Source organism: Frankia sp. Mgl5, assembly GCF_023242985.1.
Lineage (GTDB): Bacteria > Actinomycetota > Actinomycetes > Frankiales > Frankiaceae > Parafrankia > Parafrankia soli.
The window spans coordinates 1-17,969 of record NZ_JALKFY010000846.1 but is presented as its reverse complement, the minus strand read 5'-3'; the positions used below and the strand labels follow the sequence as shown (position 1 = coordinate 17,969).

General features: G+C 74.1%; 13 protein-coding genes and 1 pseudogene. 9 read left to right on the top strand and 5 right to left on the bottom strand.

Annotation, left to right across the window (positions count from 1 at the left end):
* Together sucB and MXD62_RS36460 are read left to right on the top strand one after the other, a co-directional pair.
* On the top strand, nt 1-1,052 hold a 1,052-nt coding region (gene sucB / locus MXD62_RS36465), incomplete at its 5' end, for a 2-oxoglutarate dehydrogenase, E2 component, dihydrolipoamide succinyltransferase (protein WP_248833878.1).
* Between the two features lie 308 nt (nt 1,053-1,360).
* Nucleotides 1,361-2,272: a TIGR01777 family oxidoreductase gene (locus tag MXD62_RS36460; protein ID WP_248833877.1), complete on the top strand. Its 912-nt coding sequence runs from the start codon at nt 1,361-1,363 to the stop codon at nt 2,270-2,272.
* Nucleotides 2,273-2,299: 27 nt separating this feature from the next.
* Here MXD62_RS36460 and MXD62_RS36455 read toward each other — a convergent pair whose 3' ends face one another.
* Nucleotides 2,300-4,174, bottom strand: a complete 1,875-nt coding sequence (locus MXD62_RS36455) for a protein kinase (RefSeq protein WP_248833876.1) — start codon at nt 4,172-4,174, stop codon at nt 2,300-2,302.
* Nucleotides 4,175-4,319: 145 nt separating this feature from the next.
* On the opposite strand from MXD62_RS36455, the gene MXD62_RS36450 reads away from it, so the two are divergent.
* The 5 genes from MXD62_RS36450 (at nt 4,320) to MXD62_RS36430 (ending at nt 8,479) form a co-directional block, all read left to right on the top strand.
* Entirely contained in the window at nt 4,320-5,069 is a 750-nt protein-coding gene (locus MXD62_RS36450) for a peptidase E (protein ID WP_248833875.1), read from the top strand.
* A gap of 40 nt (nt 5,070-5,109) precedes the next feature.
* Nucleotides 5,110-5,943, top strand: coding sequence for a lipoyl(octanoyl) transferase LipB (gene lipB / locus MXD62_RS36445; RefSeq protein ID WP_285224309.1), 834 nt, complete (start codon nt 5,110-5,112; stop codon nt 5,941-5,943).
* Entirely contained in the window at nt 5,940-6,926 is a 987-nt protein-coding gene (gene lipA, locus MXD62_RS36440; protein WP_248833873.1) for a lipoyl synthase, read from the top strand. The genes lipB and lipA overlap by 4 nt, the downstream gene beginning before the upstream one ends.
* Nucleotides 6,927-7,127: 201 nt before the next feature.
* A complete protein-coding gene (locus MXD62_RS36435; protein WP_248833872.1) occupies nt 7,128-7,409 on the top strand; it encodes a hypothetical protein in 282 nt (93 codons plus the stop codon).
* A 56-nt stretch (nt 7,410-7,465) separates the two neighbouring features.
* A complete protein-coding gene (locus MXD62_RS36430) occupies nt 7,466-8,479 on the top strand; it encodes a DUF4191 domain-containing protein (RefSeq protein WP_248833871.1) in 1,014 nt (337 codons plus the stop codon).
* A 198-nt stretch (nt 8,480-8,677) separates the two neighbouring features.
* Here the strand turns inward: MXD62_RS36430 and MXD62_RS36425 are convergent, their stop codons facing one another.
* Nucleotides 8,678-9,055, bottom strand: a complete 378-nt coding sequence (locus tag MXD62_RS36425; RefSeq protein ID WP_020459380.1) for an RDD family protein — start codon at nt 9,053-9,055, stop codon at nt 8,678-8,680.
* A gap of 280 nt (nt 9,056-9,335) precedes the next feature.
* Here MXD62_RS36425 and glnA point away from each other — a divergent pair, with 280 nt between their 5' ends.
* Entirely contained in the window at nt 9,336-10,760 is a 1,425-nt protein-coding gene (gene glnA / locus MXD62_RS36420; RefSeq protein ID WP_248833870.1) for a type I glutamate--ammonia ligase, read from the top strand.
* 482 nt (nt 10,761-11,242) lie between these two features.
* Nucleotides 11,243-12,313 carry a glutamine synthetase GlnII gene (gene glnII, locus MXD62_RS36415; RefSeq protein WP_248833869.1) on the top strand — a complete coding sequence of 357 codons (1,071 nt, stop codon included), beginning with the start codon at nt 11,243-11,245 and terminating at the stop codon, nt 12,311-12,313.
* Between the two features lie 155 nt (nt 12,314-12,468).
* Here the strand turns inward: glnII and MXD62_RS36410 are convergent, their stop codons facing one another.
* The 3 genes and pseudogenes from MXD62_RS36410 to MXD62_RS36400 all read right to left on the bottom strand — a co-directional run.
* A complete protein-coding gene (locus MXD62_RS36410) occupies nt 12,469-13,713 on the bottom strand; it encodes a hypothetical protein (protein ID WP_248833868.1) in 1,245 nt (414 codons plus the stop codon).
* Entirely contained in the window at nt 13,710-16,841 is a 3,132-nt protein-coding gene (locus MXD62_RS36405; RefSeq protein WP_308301381.1) for an AAA domain-containing protein, read from the bottom strand. Before MXD62_RS36405 ends, MXD62_RS36410 begins: the two co-directional genes overlap by 4 nt.
* A pseudogene (locus tag MXD62_RS36400) lies at nt 16,838-17,969 on the bottom strand (hypothetical protein); the annotation flags it as partial. The gene MXD62_RS36405 and the pseudogene MXD62_RS36400, both read right to left, overlap by 4 nt.

The window sequence follows — 17,969 nt, the reverse complement described above, 5'->3', positions numbered from 1 at the left end:
CGCCGGTGCCCGCGCAGGCCCCGGTCGCCGCCCCGGACGCCGCCGCCGACGGTCTCGGCCGGTACGTGACGCCGCTGGTCCGCAAGATGGCCGCGGAGCTGGGCGTCGACCTCGGCTCGGTCACCGGCAGCGGCCCGGGTGGACGCATCACCAAGCAGGACATCCAGGACGCGGCGAAGTCCCGCGGCTCCGCGCCGGCCGTGGCTCCCAGCGCCCCCGCCGCTCCGGCTGTGCCGGCCGCTCCCGCCCCGGCGCAGGCCCCCGCGGCGCCCGTGGCGCCCGCGGCCGCCCGGCCGGCTCCCGCCGCCGCGCCGACCGCGTCCACCGCGCCCCGTGGCCGCACCGAGAAGCTGACCCGGCTGCGCTCGCTGGTCGCCCGTCGGATGGTCGAGTCGCTGCAGGTCAGCGCGCAGCTCACCACCGTCGTGGAGGCTGACGTCACGCGGATCGCGAAGCTGCGCGAGCGGGCCAAGGCGAACTTCCAGGCCCGCGAGGGCGTGAAGCTGTCGTTCCTGCCGTTCTTCGCGGTGGCCGCGTGCGAGGCACTGCGCGAGCACCCGGGCATCAACTCCAGCATCGACCTGGAGGCGGGCACGGTCACCTACCACGACTCGGAGAACCTCGGCATCGCCGTCGACACCGACCGTGGCCTGGTCGTCCCGGTGATCCACAACGCCAGCGACCTGAACCTCAGCGGGATGGCCCGCAAGATCGACGAGCTGGCCGCGCGGACCCGCGCCAACCAGGTGTCCCCGGACGACCTGGGCGGCGGCACCTTCACGCTGACCAACACCGGCAGCCGCGGCGCCCTGTTCGACACCCCGATCATCAACCAGCCGCAGGTGGCGATCCTGGGCACCGGGTCGGTCGTGAAGCGCCCGGCCGTCGTCACCGATCCCGAGCTCGGCGAGGTGATCGCCATCCGGTCGAAGGTCTACCTGGCCCTCACCTACGACCACCGGATCGTGGATGGCGCCGACGCGGCCCGGTTCCTCACCGCGATCGCCAGCCGTCTCGAGGAAGGCGCCTTCGAGGCCGAGCTCGGGCTGTAGCCACGAGTTCGGCGCTGTAGGCACCAGCAGGCAGGCAGGGCCGGCGGCGGCCGGGTGGGTCCACGGACCCGCCCGGCCGCCGCTGTCGTTCGCGGGGAGACACGCCGGGCCTGGTGCGGGAGAACATGCCGCGCCGGCGCCCGAAACCCGGCCGACCCGGCCGACCCGGCCGACCCGCCTGCCCGGTCCGGCGGCCGGCGCGGTCCGGCGGCGCAGGTGGCCGCGGCCGGCTAGGGTGACGTCCGGGCCCCGGGGTCGCCGTGCCACGGACTCCAGGTCCAGGAGGGTCGGATGGGGGTCCCGGACGCATGAAGGTCGCCGTCACCGGCTCGTCCGGGCTGATCGGTTCGGCGTTGCTGCCCGCGCTGCGCGGGGACGGCCACGAGGTCGTCACCCTCGTCCGGCGCCCGCCGCGCGACCCGTCCGAGATCCACTGGGACCCGGCGGCCGGCACGCTGGACGCCGCCGCCCTGGCCGGTGTGGACGGCGTCGTGAACCTGGCCGGCGCCGGCATCGGCGACCACCGGTGGACCGCCGCCTACAAGCAGACCCTTCGGACCAGCCGCATCGACGGCACCCTCCTGCTCGCCGAGGCCCTCGCCGGCCTCGACCCGCGCCCGCGGGTCCTGCTCTCCGGCAGCGCCATCGGCTGGTACGGCACGAACGCCGGCTCGGCCGACGCCGCGCTGGACGAGACGGCCCCGCCCGGCACCGGCTTCCTCGCCGAGCTCGCCCGTGACTGGGAGAACGCGACCACAGCGGCGCAGGAGGCCGGCATCCGGGTCGTCCGGGTGCGCACCGGCGTCGTCCTCTCCGGGCGCGGTGGGACCCTCCAACGGCTGCTCCCGATCTTCCGGCGCGGAGCCGGCGGCCGGCTGGGCTCGGGGCGCCAGTGGCTGAGCTGGATCAGCCTGGCCGACACCGTCGACGCGCTGTGCTTCCTCCTCGAGGCCGACGGAGTACGTGGGCCGGTCAACCTGGTGGCGCCCACCCCGGTGACGAACGCGGAGTTCACGTCGGCGCTGGCGCGGACGCTACGGCGCCCAGCCTTCGCCCAGGTACCGCGCTTCGCACTACGCCTGGCCCTGGGCGAGTTCGCCGACGAGGGACCACTCGCCTCCCAGCGACTCGCGCCGGCCACGCTGGTCGACGCCGGGTTCCGGTTCAACCACTCCGACCTCGCCACGGCACTGGCCGACGCCGTCCACCGCGACGCCTGAACCGGGCCGCCGGGTCCGGCCGCTCGCTCAGCTGGGGGCCGTCTTGACGCTCTCGGCCTGCCGCCAGCCCGCCTCGGTCCGCCACAGGGTGAGATCCTTCGTCTCCGGCGGGCTGGCCGGCTGTTGGGCCAGCACATCGCCCGCCTCGCCGACGAAGTCGTAGGCCCCCACGATCTCGGTGACCCGTAGGACCACCCGGTCGGCTTCCTCCTCACGAACCACGACGTCGACGATCTCGATCCGCACCGGCGTGGAGCGCCCGCGTCGCAGGACCATTTCCCGGATCGATGTCCGGTCCGACTCCAGGACGGCGCTGCCGGGCGCGTCCGCGAGGTCGAGGGCGGTCTCGTCCGCCCGCTCGAAGGCCTTGCTGCGGGCGGTGTTGAGCTCGTCGAGCACGGCTCGCCACACCTGTTCCGGGGTCTGCCCGTTGACGGGGCTCGCGGTCGGGTCCGCGCGGGCGGTGCTCCCGGTGGGCACGGGCTGACGGGTGGCGTCCGACCCGGAGTCATGGGCCAGCAGGAGCGCGGCGATGGCGACGATCACCAGACCGACGCCCGCGAGCACCGGGAACAACACGGGGTGCCGCCGCCGGCCGCCGGCCCGCTCCCCCGCTGCCCGGCGTGCTCTGGCCGCGCGCGGTGCCGGGGAGGGGGTGGTGCCCCGGGCGCGGGCGGGCGCCGCGGCCCGGCCGGCGCGGCGGCGGGTGCCGGCCCGGTCGTGGTTCACCGGTCGCAGCGAGCCCACCAGGTCGGCTGGTTCGGCCGGTGCGGTCCGCCCGTCATGCGGCGGCCGGACGCCCTCGGCGTCGGCCTCCCCGGGCGCCGGGCCGCCCGCGCCGGGCGGCGGTGGCTCGTCGTCCTCGTCCGGGATCACCTGACCGGCCGCGAGGTACAGACCGTAGGGATCATCCCGACCGGCGGGCCGCGGGGTTTCCGATGGGCCGGCCGAGGAGCCCGGGTCGCCCTCGAAGCCCCGGTCGCCGGTGGCCGGGTCGCCCGGCCACGCCACGTCCTCGGCTGCCGACCACGGGTCCGGGTTGCCGCTGTCGCCGGCCTCGTCCCGGAGACTCTCGTCGGGATCCGGCAGGTCGCCCTGGTCGACCGGGGCGGCGTTCCCGCCGTCCGCGGGCCGGCCGGGCTCCGGGTCGACCTCGACAACCCCTGCTGCCTCGGGTGGCACGTCCGTCATCCGGACGGGAAGCGGCGTGGCGCTGCGGGCCAGCCCGGCCGCGAGCTCGGCGGCCGAGGGCCGGCGGCGCGGGTCGTCCACCAGGGCCATCGCGACCGCCACGGCGACCGCGGCGGCGTCGGGCCCCGTCGCCTGGCGCATCGCGCCGAGCAGGAGGTCGGCGAGGTCGTGCACGTCCTCCGAGGCGGACACGCCCGGGTCGGTGAGGGCCGCGATGCCGGCGCCGGTGAGAACCGGCCGCCCGTTCGGCTCGAGGAGAATGTCCAGGGCGGTCAGCCCGCCGTGGTGCAGACCGGCCGCGTGCACCTCGGCCAGCGCCTGCGCCGCGGGTAGGCCGATGGTGACGACCTCACCCGGGTCGAGTCGACCCCGCGCGCCGAGCAGCCGGGACAGGCTGACCGCCTCGTGCACCGGCTCGGTGACCACGGCCAGGCCGTCGGGTGTGCGGATCACGTCCACCACGGAGGCCAGATGCGGATGGCGGATGCCGAGCAGCAGCTGGGCCTCGTCGAAGGCCTCGGCGCGCAGCAGCGAGTCGGCCGGTAACCGAACGTAGCGGATGGTCACGTCCATGCCGAGCCGCTCGATCCGGCCGGCCCAGACCTCGCCGGCGCCGGCGTCGTATCGGCGGCCGTGCAGGAGGATTCCCGGCACGACGGGCTCGCCGCCGTGCCGCCCCAGCCGATCGCCGGAATCGTCGGTGAAGGTCACGAACGTCGACGCTAGGCGGATCCGACCACCTCTGCAGGACTCTTTCCCCTGCTGTGGATAACTTCCTCTCGAGCGGCGGCGACGCGCCGCCGGGCGCGGACGGGCGCCCCGGGACGCCCCGGGGCCGGTCAACCAGGAGTCATCTGTGCAGATCCTCGCGACGAGCGGCGGCTTCCGGCCCGACGGGCGGTGGGGCGCCCGGGTCGGACCACTGCTGGATCACGCGATCGAGCTCGCGGCCCCCTCCGAACGTCCCAGGCTGTGCCTGTTGCAGACCGCCCTGGGCGACGACCAGGCCGCCTACGCCCGCGGGTACGCGGCGCTGAGCCGGGACCGGCCGGACGTCGTGGTCTCCCACCTCGCGCTGTTCCCGATGCCCAACGTCGCCGACGTCCGGGCCCACCTGCTCGCGCAGGACGTCGTCTGGGTCGGCGGCGGCAGCGTGGCCAACCTGCTGGCCGTGTGGCGGGCGCACGGCCTGGACCGGATCATGCGCGAGGTGTGGGAGGCCGGGGTCGTGCTGGGCGGGGTCTCCGCCGGCTCGCTGTGCTGGCACACCGGCGGCACCACCGACTCGTTCGGCCCCGACCTGCGCCCGGTGACGAACGGGCTGGGCCTGTTGCCGCACAGCAACACCCCGCACTACGACTCCGAGCCCGCGCGCCGGCCGCTCTACCAGCGCCTCGTCGCCGAGGGGACGCTGCCCGCCGGGTGGGCGACCGACGACGGCGCCGGCCTGCACTTCCGCGGCACCGAGCTCGTCGAGGCGGTGGCGGACCGGCCGGACGCCCACGCCTGGCGGGTCAAGCCGGGCCCGGCCGGGACGGCCGTCGAGACCCGGGTCCCGACCAGGCTCCTCCCCGATCCGCGGACCGCGGCGGACCAGGCGCCGTAGCCGCGGCGATCCGGCTCCCGACAGCTCCCGCCGGGTCCCCATGTGGCCCTGCTGTCCCGGCCCGCGGGCGTACGCTCGGGACGTGGATGTCCTCCGGTTGGGTGTCGTTCCCTATCGCGAGGCCTGGGAGATGCAGCGGACCCTGGCCGATGACCGCCGCCACGGACGCGGCTCCGACACGCTGATCCTGCTGGAACACCCCGACGTCTACACGGCGGGCCGGCGGACGGGCGCGGGTGACCGCCCGGTCGACGGGACGGAGGTCGTCGACGTCGACCGCGGCGGCGGCATCACCTGGCACGGCCCGGGGCAGCTGGTCGGCTACCCGATCGTGCGGCTCCCGATGCCGCTGGACGTCGTGGCCTACGTACGGGCACTGGAGGCCGGCCTGATGGCGGCCTGCGCCGAGTTCGGTCTCGAGACCCGGCGGGTCGAGGGGCGCACGGGCGTGTGGACGTCCGACGGCCTGCGCAAGCTCGCCGCCATCGGGGTCCGGGTGAGCTGGAAGGTCACCAACCACGGTTTCGCGCTGAACTGCGATCCCGCCCTCTCCGCGTTCGGCCGGATCGTCCCGTGCGGGATCTCGGACGCCGGCGTGACCAGCCTGAGCCGGGAGCTGGGGCGTCCGCTGCCGGTGGCCGAGGCCCGCCCGGTGGTCGAACGGCACATGCTCACCACGCTCGCCGACTACCTGGCCGCGGGTCTGGCCGCCGAGGCCGGCCGCCGGCCGGCAGGCGCGGAGGACAGCACAGGCAAGGCGGCCGGCACGGACACGGCGGGCACCGCGGCCACGGCGGGCAGGGCAGCCACGGCGGGAACGTCCGACACGGATCTGATCGGCGCGGGGCTCGCCGGCGGGAAGGTTCACCGATGACCGCGGTCGCTCCCGAAGGCCGGCCGCTGCTGCGGCTGGAGGCGCGCAACGCGCAGACGCCGATCGAGCGCAAGCCACCATGGATCCGCACCCGGATGCGCACCGGCCCCGAGTACACCGACGTGCGCAACCTGGTCCGCGGGGCCGGCCTGCACACGGTGTGCGAGGAGGCCGGCTGCCCGAACATCTACGAGTGCTGGGAGGACCGCGAGGCCACCTTCCTGATCGGCGGGGACGTCTGCACCCGCCGCTGCGACTTCTGCCAGATCGACACCGGCCGCCCGACCCCGCTGGACGTCGACGAGCCGCGCCGGGTGGCCGAGTCGGTCTCGACCATGGGCCTGCGCTACGCCACGGTGACCGGTGTCGCCCGCGACGACCTGCCCGACGGCGGGGCGTGGCTGTACGCCGAGACCGTCCGGCAGATCCACGCCGGGTCGCCGGGCACCGGGGTCGAGGTGCTGATCCCGGACTTCGGCGGCCGTCCCGAGCAGCTCGGCGAGGTCTTCGCCGCCGAGCCGGAGGTGCTCGCGCACAACGTGGAGACGGTTCCGCGGATCTTCCGCCGGATCCGGCCGGGGTTCCGCTACGAGCGCTCGCTGGACGTCCTGACCCAGGCCAGGGCGGCCGGCCTGGTGACCAAGTCGAACCTGATCCTCGGGCTCGGCGAGACCGACGACGAGGTCTCCGAGGCTATGACCGCGCTGCACGAGGCCGGCTGCGACCTGCTCACCGTCACGCAGTACCTGCGGCCGACCCCCCGTCATCACCCGGTGGAGCGCTGGGTGCGACCCGAGGAGTTCGTGGAGTGGGAGCGGCGCGCCACCGGCATCGGCTTCGCCGGTGTGCTGTCCGGTCCGCTCGTCCGGTCGTCGTACCGCGCCGGACGCCTGTACCGCCAGGCAGTCACCGTACGTAGTAACACTGCCACCGTAGTGGCTGATCTGCCCGAAAGTGTGTCCGACGACTCTCACGCCAGGTGATGACTCGACTGGTGGCGACTACCGCGGGCGACTAGGCTCGGCTCTGCGTCACACGGCGGTCACGAGATTCGCCGTGGCGCGGGGGTCGTCGCCACCTTGCGGACATCGCGGCGACATCTGCGCCCTTCACACTCGGTGCTGTTCCGGCGGGAGCTCCTCCCGCCTCGGGCGCCACGACCGCGTCGGGAGGTCGTCGACACCGTGTTCCGCTCACTCCTCAGTGCACTCGAGGAACTGACTCTTCTCGTCCTGCCCCATGGCGGGCAGCGCACCGCGCGCCACAACGCCTGGCGCGCCGCCACCGACCTGCACGTCACCACCGGCTACCGCTGGGTCGACCAGATCTCCGTGTCCGCACTCGAACCCTCCCCCGCCCCGCCGCCCGCGCCGCCGCCGGCCCGGGCCACGTTCCCCGTCCCCCGGATCTCGGCGCCACGGGTCTCGCCGGTGCGCTCACGGGCGGCGGCCGCCGCCCGTTCCTGACCTTCGTTACCGGAGCAGTCGCCAGGCACCCCGTTCGAGGCCGTAGGCTCGCGTCTATGGCGCTGCGGAAGAAGCCGGCCGGAGCCGGCGGGGAGCCGGTGCTCGCGGCCGCGGGTGGAAGCGGAACGACTGGTGGCGGGGCCGCCCGCCGGCCGGGTGGAACGGGTGCGGCCGGGTCACGCGCGGGCGCGCGCGGGGGTGCCCAGAAGGCTGGGGACCCGAAGGCCGGCGGGCCGACCGGCGGCGCCCCCAAGGGTGGATCCCCGAAGGGCGGAGGCAAGGCCCGCCGGGCCGGTAGGTCCGACCAGGCTGGCCAGAGCGGTCCATCCGACCCGCCGGCCAAGGCCGGCCGGAACGCGCGGGCCGCCACACCGCCGCCGCCCGCTGGTGGTGGTGGTGGCGGCGAGCCTGGTGGGGCGCGCGCCAGGCTCGCGCAGATCCGCCTCGTATACAAGATCACCAAGCAGCGTGACCCGCGGGTGCTGTGGCTGAGCCTGCTCGGGCTCGCCGGCCCGATCGCGGTCGGCGTCATCCTCGGGGTCTTCGTCGGCCCGCTGTACGTGTGGCTGCCGATCGCGGTGCTGCTCGGGCTGGTCGTCGCGCTGAACGTGTTCAGCCGGCGCGTCCAGAAGACCGCGTACGCCGAGATGGAGGGCAAGCCGGGCGCCGCCGCCGGCGTCGTCGAGCGGATGCGCGGCGACTGGCGGCTCACTCCCGCCGTCGGCGTGAACCGGCATCAGGATGTGGTCCACCGCGTGGTCTGTCGGGCAGGCGTGATCCTGATCGCGGAGGGTCGCGGGCGCGGCCCGCGCGAGCTGCTCGTCGCGGAGAAGCGCCGCATCCGCAAGATCGTCGGCGAGGCGCCGCTACTCGACTACGTCGTCGGGAACGGCGAGGGCGAGATCCCGCTGCCGAAGCTGCAGAGCACGCTCATGCGGCTGCGCCGCGAGCTGCGCAAGCGCGATGTGGACGCCCTCGATCGCAGGCTGAAGGCCGTCAGCGCCCCGGCGCTGCCGATCCCCAAGGGCCCCATCCCGCGGAACATCCCCCGCGGCGGCCGGCTCCGCTGAGCCCGAACCCCGACTGCCCGGGCCCCGATCGTCCGAACCCCGGCCGTCCGGGGCCCGGTTCGCCGGCCCCGGTGCTGCCGGGGTGCCGTCCCGCCGCCGGCACCGTCCCGCCACGGGGCGGCTGAACCGGCACGGCCGGCACCGCTCCCCCGGGCCTACCGGCCCGCCCGGTGGCGCGGCTCGGGGCTCCGCGCGGGCTCAGGTCGCCGGTGAGGTGACCGGGTCGCGCACGACCACCGTTCCGGCGGCGCGGTCGTGGGTGCCGCGCAGGTCGCGGTCCCAGATGAAGATCGGGATGAACAGCGCCAACAGCAGCGTCCGCACGACGATCCAGGGCCAGCTCTGGCGCGCCCCGTCGCGCACCCGGATGACCCGGATGCCCGCCAGCCGCATGCCGATGGTCTGCCCGACGACGGCGACCAGCAGGAGCTCCTCCAGCAGGAACGCTCCGTACACGGCCAAGCCGCGCGCATCCCCCGCGGCGCTGACGCCGACGAGGAACAGGACTCCCACCAGCAGGTTCGCTATCACCGCGTCGACGGCATAGGCGACAAGGCGGGGGCCGAACCCCACCACCGAACCGGGGCCCTCCGCCGGGAGCCCGAGTCGGGCTCCGGGTGGTGTGTCCCGAGGCAGCCCGGGCCCTTCCAGCCAACCTCCGAGTGCGCGTCCCACGGCGCAAGCCTATGCGGCGATCCCGCACCAACCGGGCGATGACGTACCGTCACGAACGCCGTTACGGTAACATCTCGGAAACAACCCGGTGATATCCCCGGTACGCCATGCGGTCACATCACGCAACCGACCGGAGCGTACCCTGTCAGTCCATGGATACCTGACAAACGCTGGAGGGTGGATGTTCACAAACGCCGACGACGTGCTCCGTTATATCCGGGACGAAGGCGTTCAGTTCATTGACGTACGATTCTGTGACCTTCCCGGGGTGATGCAACACTTCACAATCCCCACGGAGGTTTTCTCCGAGTCGGTCTTCAGCGATGGGCTCATGTTCGACGGATCGTCGATCCGCGGATTCCAGGCGATTCATGAATCTGACATGCTGCTTCTTCCGGACCCTCGGACGGCGTTTGTCGACCCGTTCCGTGAGCACCCCACCCTCGCAATGACGTTCTTCATCCACGACCCGATCACCAAGGAGCAGTACTCGCGCGACCCGCGCAACATCGCCAAGAAGGCCGAGGCCTACCTGCGCGGCACGGGGATCGCCGACACCGCCTACTTCGGCCCCGAGGCCGAGTTCTACATCTTCGACGACGTTCGCTACGACTACAACCCCTACGGGTCGATGCACGCGGTCGACTCGGTGGAGGCCGCGTGGAACACCGCGCGGAAGGAGGAGGGCGGCAACCTCGGGTACAAGCCACGGTTCAAGGGCGGCTACTTCCCCGTGCCGCCGACAGACCACTTCACCGACCTGCGTTCGGAGATGACCCGGGTGCTCTTCGAGGTCGGCATCACCGTCGAGATGCAGCACCACGAGGTCGGCACCGCCGGTCAGGCCGAGATCGACATCAGGTACGACACGCTGCTCAAGACGGCCGACAACCTGATGCTTTACAAGTACGTGATCCGCAACGTGGCGCGCAGCCGCGGCAAGACCGTGACCTTCATGCCCAAGCCCCTCTTCGAGGACAACGGGTCCGGCATGCACACCCACCAGAGCCTGTGGAAGGACGGCGAGCCGCTCTTCTACAGCCCGAACGGGTACGGCGGCCTGTCCGACACCGCGCGCTACTACATCGGCGGCCTGCTGCACCACGCGCCGGCCCTGCTCGCGTTCACCAACCCGACCACGAACTCCTACCGGCGGCTCGTGCCCGGCTACGAGGCCCCGGTGAACCTCGTCTACTCGGCGCGCAACCGCTCGGCGTGCTGCCGGATTCCGCTCGGCGGCGACTCGCCGAAGGCGAAGCGGGTCGAGTTCCGGGTGCCGGACCCGAGCTGCAACCCGTACCTGGCGTTCGCCGCGATGCTGATGGCCGGCCTGGACGGCGTGAAGAACAAGATCGACCCGCCGGACCCGATCGACAAGGACCTCTACGAGCTCCCGCCGGACGAGCTCGCCGCCGTTCCGCAGGTGCCCGGCTCACTCGAGAAGGTCCTCGACGCCCTCGAGGCCGACAACGATTTCCTCCGTGAAGGAAACGTCTTCACCCCCGACCTCATCGAGACCTGGATCGACTACAAGCGGGTGAACGAGGTCGACGCCATCCGGCTGCGCCCGCACCCGTACGAGTTCAGCCTCTACTACGACATCTAGACCGCGGTATCCCTCCCGGCCCGGAGCGGCGCCACCAACGGGGCGGGCGGACTCCCGCCACACCTGGCGAGAGCGGCACCGGGGGCTTCTCGTATGACCTACGGCCCACCCCCGGCGCCACCCACCCGACAGCCGCTGCGACCTGCGGCTGGCCCTTCCCGGAAGACCGCCGGCGACGGTGGGCGGATATCAGCTGATGACGGACGGCCCGTGTCCACGAACCTGTGGGCACGGGCCGTCCGTCGTTACGGCAGCTTTTCCGGGGTGGTTCCCGCGAACCGACGGGTATTCGCTTCCGCGCCGCGACTATGGCCGCGCAGCAACACCCCGGTGACCGAGAATTAACACCCCGGGAACTGATTGGAAACGAGGCCCGACGAAGCTCCGGACGAACCCTGCGTCAGTCGCGGCCGGGGTCGGCCCTCCCCCGGCCGATCACACAGTCGCTCCGTCACGTGCCACGTCAACCACGGGGAGTATGAGTGAGCTCCAAGTCGAAGAGCTATCAGGCCGAGTACATCTGGATCGACGGCACCGAGCCTGAGCCGTTGATGCGGAGCAAGACCCGCATCGTCAAGGGCGGCAAGGAGCCGGAGATCTGGGGCTTCGACGGCTCGAGCACGAACCAGGCCCCGGGTTCGAACTCCGACTGCGTCCTGCAGCCTGTCTTCACCTGCCCGGACCCGCTGCGCGGCGGCGACAACGTGCTCGTGCTGTGTGAGGTCCAGCTGACCGACTTCACCCCGCACCCGACGAACACCCGCGCCGCCGCCCGGGCGGTGGCCGAGAAGTACGCCGACATGTCGCCGATGTTCGGCATCGAGCAGGAGTACACGTTCTTCCAGAACGGGCGTCCGCTCGGCTGGCCGGCGTCAGGCTTCCCCGAGGCGCAGGGCCCGTACTACTGCGGCGTCGGCGGCGAGAAGATGCCCGGCCGGGACATCGTCGAGAAGCACACCCAGGCGTGCCTCGACGCCGGCCTCGCGATCGAGGGCACCAACGCCGAGGTCATGATGGGCCAGTGGGAGTTCCAGATCGGCGTGCTGCCGACGCCCACGATCGGCGACCACATCTGGGTCGGCCGCTGGCTGCTGCACCGGATCGCCGAGGACTTCGGCGCGTCGGTGTCGTTCGCCGCCAAGCCGATGGCCGGGGACTGGAACGGCGCCGGTGCGCACACCAACTTCTCCACCAAGCAGACCATGGAGAGCTGGGACGCGATCGTCGCCGTCTGCGAGGCGCTGGGCACCCGGGTGATGGAGCACGTCACCCACTACGGTGACGGCATCGAGCTCCGGCTGACCGGCAAGCACGAGACCGCCCCCTGGAACAAGTTCTCCTGGGGCGCCTCGGACCGCGGCGCGTCCATCCGCATCCCGTGGGCCGTCGAGAAGGCCAAGAAGGGCTGGATCGAGGACCGCCGGCCGAACGCCAACATGGACCCGTACGTGGTCTCCTCGCTGATCGTCGACACCTGCTGCAGCGCGCTGGCCGGCGACAAGCCGACCTTGTTCGTGCCGTCGCAGACCGCCGACGCGACCGTCAAGGTCTGAGCGCGGGGTCGCCCGCGCGGCCTCACCGGCCCGGAACAGGTACGCGACCTCCGGCACACCGCCGGAGGTCGCGAGCCGGTCCCACCCGGTCACGCCCAGTCCCACCCGGTCACGCCTGGTCACGCCTGGTCACGCCGGTTTCCGTCAGCCGGCCCTCAGCCGGCCGGCAGCCAGGCGACGAGGTCCGGGCGGCCGGTGGCGACGGCCCGGTCGCGGACGTCCGCCACGCCTGGGCTGGTCGGGCCGAGCTCGAGCTGCGCACGCAGCCGGGCGAGTTGACCTTCGAACGCGGGCACGTTCCGGTTCGCCCGGTTCCGCAGCATCTGCGTCGCCCGCTCGAGGCACGCCTCCCGGCGCAGGCCCACGCTGTCGCACCAGAGTTGAAGAAACAGCCCCTTCGCCAGTTCGAACGAGCCGATCCGGGTGAGCGGGAAGCGGCCGTTCGCGCCCCAGGCGGACGGCGGCAGCGTCGCCCGCCAGACCCCGTCGGGACGTGGCCGGAGCACGCTTGCGGACTGGCCCCGGCGCCGGAGCCAGTCCGCCCACTGCGGGCCCGGCTCGATCCGCTCCTCGGCGTCCAGCAGCGCGCCGAGGTCGGTGTCCCGGTTGCAGAACTCCTCCAGGAACGTGTCCCGGCCCTCCGCCGCCGCCGAGACGGCCAGCAGGCGCGGACCGCTCCCGCCGCTCCCGCCGTTCTCGACCAGGAACACCGGCAGGAACCGCTCGTCGACCGCGAGAGCGTCGATCCGGCGCAGTTCCGGCGCGACGTTGTACTCGTCCCGGTCGCGCCGGCCGGCCAGCTCCGTGAGCGCCACCGGACGCCATTCCCGCGCGGGCAGCGCGTAGCCGCGCGCACCGTCCGGGAACTGGGCTCCCGCGAGCTCGGCACGGGTGAGGACACGCACCTCCGACCCCTGGTAGAAGCGGCGCGGCAGCGGACGGCAGCCGAAGGCCTCGAAGTAGAGGTACTGCCGGGACTCCCGCTCCACCCAGCGCACTCCCTCCGCCGCGGAACGCCGGCCGAGCTCGGTCAGCGTGATCCGGCCGCCGGACCCACCGGGCGGCGCGGCGTCGACGGCGATGTGGCGCAACGACTCGAGGAAGGCGCAGACCTTCTCGACCATGCGGTGGTCCAGGCCCAGGAAGGAGGCGATGTCGGTGGTCGTGCGCATGCCGCCGTCCGCGAGTGCCCGCTCGACGAACCGGTCGAGCACGTCGTACTCCTGGCTCTCGGGCAGCACCGCGGTGATCTCCGCCCGGTACAGCGGCAGGTAGAGCGCGAAGTAACGCGACGGGCGGACCCCCGGCTGGGCGGTGAGCCACTCGAGGGCCCGGCGCAGCGCGTAGCGGGGCATCGCGAGGTCGCCGTCGCCCACGCCGGCCCCGGGCGGGCCGGTCATGCCCGCCCTCCTGACGGTTCCGGTCGGGCGCGGCCCAGGCCGAACAGGAGGGCGACCTCCCGCGAGGTACGCAGATCCCCCTCGGCCCGGACATGCGCGAGCAGGTCGACGAGCAGCTTCCGGAACGGCTCGTCGGAGCTCGCCGTGAGGGTGGTCGAATCGCCGATCAGGATGAGCTGCTCCCTGGCCCGGGTCAGGGCCACGTTCAGGCGCGGTAGCTGGCCGAGGAATCCGACCTCGCCGCCGCGGTTGCTCCGGGTGAACCCGAACATGATCACCTCGCGTTCGCCGCCCTGGAACGTGTCGACGGTCCCGACGGAGGCCGGGATGTCGTCCTCGTCCATCCGGCCGTGCAGCAGGGACCGCACGAGCGCGACCTGCCGGCGGTAGGGCACGATCACCGCCCACGAGCGGCCCGCGCGGGCGTAGGCCGCCGCGAGCTCCGCGAGCAGCCTGGCCTCCGCGGGGTTGTCGAAGCCGGCGTCCGGATCGCCGGCGGAGCCGCCCGCGCGGGAGCCGCGCTCGCCGCGCTTGGGCGCGGGCAGGTCGCCGGTGTCGACGAAGGCGAGTGGCCGACGGAAGGTCGGATCGACCTGCTCGCGGATGATCCCCGTCCGCAGCAGCCCGCCGTAGAACTGGGCCGAGACGAAGTCCGCGATGGTGGCCGGCATCCGCCGCTGCGTCACCAGCATGATCCGGTTCCGTTCGGGGGCCCGGTCGTGGAGGTGTTCGAAGACGCTCAGCGTCAGCAGCCGGCCCAGTTCGGCCGCCTCGGCCGCACCGAACTGGTCGACGGCGCCCGCCGCCCGGCCCGCCCGGCCGGCGGGCCCCCCGCCGGCCCGCCCGCGGTCCGGCAGGCCGGACACCCAGTTGCCCAGGCCGTCGTCGACGAAGGGCGGCAGCTGGCGGTGGTCGCCGACGAGCATCGCCCGACGGCCGCGCACCAGGGGGACCAGCGCCGCGGGTACCGCGAGCTGACCGGCCTCGTCGATGATCACCAGATCGAAGTCGGCGTCGGCGACATCCGGGGACGTGGCGATCCCGATGCAGGTCGCCGCGACGACGTCCGCGTAGCGGACGAGCTCCCGGCGCACCGTCTCGGACCGACGGTCGAGCTCGGCCCGCCACGCCGCCATCAGCTCGGCCCGCGCCAACGCGAGCCGGAGTGCCTGACCGGCCCAGCGCACGAACTCGTCCAGCGCGGCGGCCTGCGCCGGCGTCTCCGGGTCGGAGCCGTCCGGGCGGGAGCCGTCCGGGTCGGGGTCGTCCAGGTCGATCCGCGGCGGGAGTTCCTCGGAGGGCACCAGAGCGCCCAGCAGGATCGGCCGCAGGGCCGCGGCGGCCGTGCCCACCGCGCGCCGGGCCCGACGCTGTGCCGCCTCGGCCCGGTCGAGCTCCGCGCCGTGGCGACGGGCGTCGCCGTCCTCGGCGATCAGCCGGTCGATCTCGGCGGCCAGGACGGCGGCCGCCTCGGCCGCGGCGTCGCGGGCCGCGTGCGCGGCGAGCAGGCGCTCGCCGGCCCGGACCGCCCGTCGCTCGTGCCAGCGGGCGAGGGCACGGGAGAACCACGCGGACGGGCCCGCGCCCGGCGTGTCCGGGTGCCGGTCGTGCCGCGCGGCCCGGGCCGCCGCCCGCCGCGCCCGGCGGTCCACGTCCTTCTCCACCCGGGCCAGCTCCCGTTCGGCCTCGCGCACCCGACGGGCGGACGGCGCCCGGATCCGGGCCAGCGCCGCGTCCCGGGCCGCGTGCGCGGCGTTCGCGCCGGCCCGGGCGGCGGCCAGCGTGGCGGCGGCCCGGTCGAGCCGGTTCCCCCACCGGACCGCGTCCGGGTCGTCGCCGGTCAGGGGTTCGAGGGCCGCCACCGTGGCGGCGGTCCGCTCGTCGATGCGGTCGAGCAGGTCGGCGGTGCGGGCGTCGAGCAGCGCGGCCCGCGCGGCCGGCGCGATCTTCTCCACGTCCCGGCCGACCCTGATGGCCAGCAGATCCGCCGGCAGTCGTTCCAGCAGGTTGTCGACCGCGCGGTTCGTGTAGGACGTCACCAGCACCCGCTGGCCGTGTACGGCGGCGGCCCGCACGGCCGACCCGATGGTCCGGGTCTTGCCGGTTCCCGGCGGGCCCAGCACCAGGCTGAGGTCGGGCACGGTGAGCGAGCGCCGGACGACCTCGAGCTGCGCCGCGTCCGCCGCGCCGTCCACCTCCGGGACGGCGACCTCGAGCCGCTGGTCCGTGTAGTCGTGGTCGACGAGCACCGGCAGCAGCCTGCGGTGGACGGCCTGCCCCCGCCGCAGCAGGTCGATCGCCTCGAGCTGCTTGCGGAACATGATGTCGGACGGGGCGGGAACCAGCGCTCCCTGGGCGGGTACGGCCGCGCGGTCGATCCCGTGGTCGAAGGCGACCGTGACCTCCCCGCCGGCCGCGTGCCGGACGGTTCCCCGCGTGCCGGTCTCGCCGTGGATCGAGACGGCATGCCCCGGCGCCAGACCGCCGACCCCGCCCGCCAGCCGGAATGTGTAGACGCTCTGGGCCGTGTGCCGGCTCAGCGCCGCCGACACGACCTCGCGGTACGGGTGCAGGACGGTGGTGTCGGCCCGGGCGAGCGCGACCTCGCGCCCCTTGGCCACCAGGACTTCCAGGCGGTCGAGGAAGGCGCCGTGCTCCGCGGGGAGCACCCCGTGGGGCGCCTCGTCCGAGCGGGTCACCCGCTCCAGCGCCGCCCAGGCCCGGGCGATGTCCGGCCAGACCGCCCGGTACCGGTTGGTTCCGACGTCCCGGACGTCGTCGAGGAAGTCCCACCGCGTGGGCTGGAGCCGCAGCACGCCGCGCACCAGTCGATCACGGTCGCGCAGCGCGGCCGGGTGTACGAAACCCAGGTTGAAGGCGTCACCGGCGGCTCGCGGGTACAGGGCGATGACACACCGCTGCAGGTACAGGCGCAGTGTCTCGGTTCCGTCACGCCGGCGGTCGACCGCGGCCGGGAGACCGCCGTCCGCGGTCCTGGCGTTCAGTTCACGGCGGATCTCCGTCAGGTCCGGGAGGTAGTCGACCCGGGCCCGCCGCTGGTCCCACCGCAGCGCCACCTTGTCGGAGACGACGACGGCGACGGCCGTCCGCAGGCGGAGGCTGGTCACCTGGCCGCCCGGCCCGACCGCGCGGCGGACCCGGCGAAGGCGTCGGCGAGCGCCTGTTGGAATCGGCTGACGGTGAGCTCACGCCTGGCCGGGTCCGGCCGCAGGGCGATGCCCAGTGGCCGGTCGACGCCGGCGGGCAGCCGTGGGTTCCATTCGCCCGCCGGCAGCGGCTCGGACGTCCGCGCCGGGTACCGGCCGGTCAGCGCGCGGTAGACGATCAGGCCGAGCTGGTACAGGTCCGTCGCCGGGCCGACGCCACCGCGCAGGGGATGCTCCTGCTCCGGTGCCCGGTGCCCGGCCGGCCCCTCCCCCGGCCGCGGCGCGGTCGCGGCGAGCCCGAGATCCCGCAGGGTGCAGGTGTTCGCGCCGTCCCGCAGCTGGACGGCGGCCGGGCTGAGCGCGCGGTGGGCCATCCGGCGCCGGTGCAGAAGGTCGAGCTGGGCGCACAACGGGCGTAGCGACGCGACGAACCGGGCCGCGCCCGGCCGGTCGAGTGCCCGGCCGAGGAGGTGGTCGAGCGGGTGCCCGGCGGCGACGTCGAGGACGAGGGTGAGGGTGAGCCCGGTGCCGTCGTCGTCGGCGTGCAGGACCCGCGGTGTCGGCAGACCGGCCGCGCCGCCGAGCTCGGCCAGGAGGGCCAGCTCGCGGCGTAACGCGTCGAGCCGTTCGGCGGCACTCGGCGTGGGCCGGGTCATCCGCGCCTGGCGCAGCCAGACCAGCGGTGTGTTCGCCACCGCCCCGCCGCGCCCACCCCGGGCCCGTCGGACGACGGGACGTGCCCAGGCCTGCTGGGTCAGCAGGCTGCCGTCCGCGGACACCGCCGCCTCGACCGGGTCGTGCAGGAGGTGGATCCGGCCACCGAGCGAGATCTCGTCGCCGCCCCGCCAGAACGCCGTGGGCCCCGGTGGCGGGGCGGCGGCGCGCTCGAACGGAACGACCGACAGGCTGTCCGGCGGGAAGGCCGGTGCGGGCCGGTCCACGGCGGCGCCGGCGGCGGCCGGGCCCCCCCGCCCCCACCAGTCGACTCCCCCCGCGGGGCCGGCGACCCGCGGGGGGCCAGGCTTCCCGCGGTGGGTCAGGCGTCCCGCCGCTTGGCGGCGGCGAGGCCGATCACCAGGAGGCCGAGGC

Bases quoted from the DNA above. Each gene is read 5' to 3' on its own strand.
- glnA (WP_248833870.1), top strand. From the start codon at position 9,336: ATGTTCACAAACGCCGACGACGTGCTCCGTTATATCCGGGACGAAGGC.
- MXD62_RS36460 (WP_248833877.1), top strand. From the start codon at position 1,361: ATGAAGGTCGCCGTCACCGGCTCGTCCGGGCTGATCGGTTCGGCGTTG.
- MXD62_RS36430 (WP_248833871.1), top strand. From the start codon at position 7,466: ATGGCGCTGCGGAAGAAGCCGGCCGGAGCCGGCGGGGAGCCGGTGCTC.
- MXD62_RS36410 (WP_248833868.1), bottom strand. From the start codon at position 13,713: ATGACCGGCCCGCCCGGGGCCGGCGTGGGCGACGGCGACCTCGCGATG.
- lipA (WP_248833873.1), top strand. From the start codon at position 5,940: ATGACCGCGGTCGCTCCCGAAGGCCGGCCGCTGCTGCGGCTGGAGGCG.
- lipB (WP_285224309.1), top strand. From the start codon at position 5,110: ATGTGGCCCTGCTGTCCCGGCCCGCGGGCGTACGCTCGGGACGTGGAT.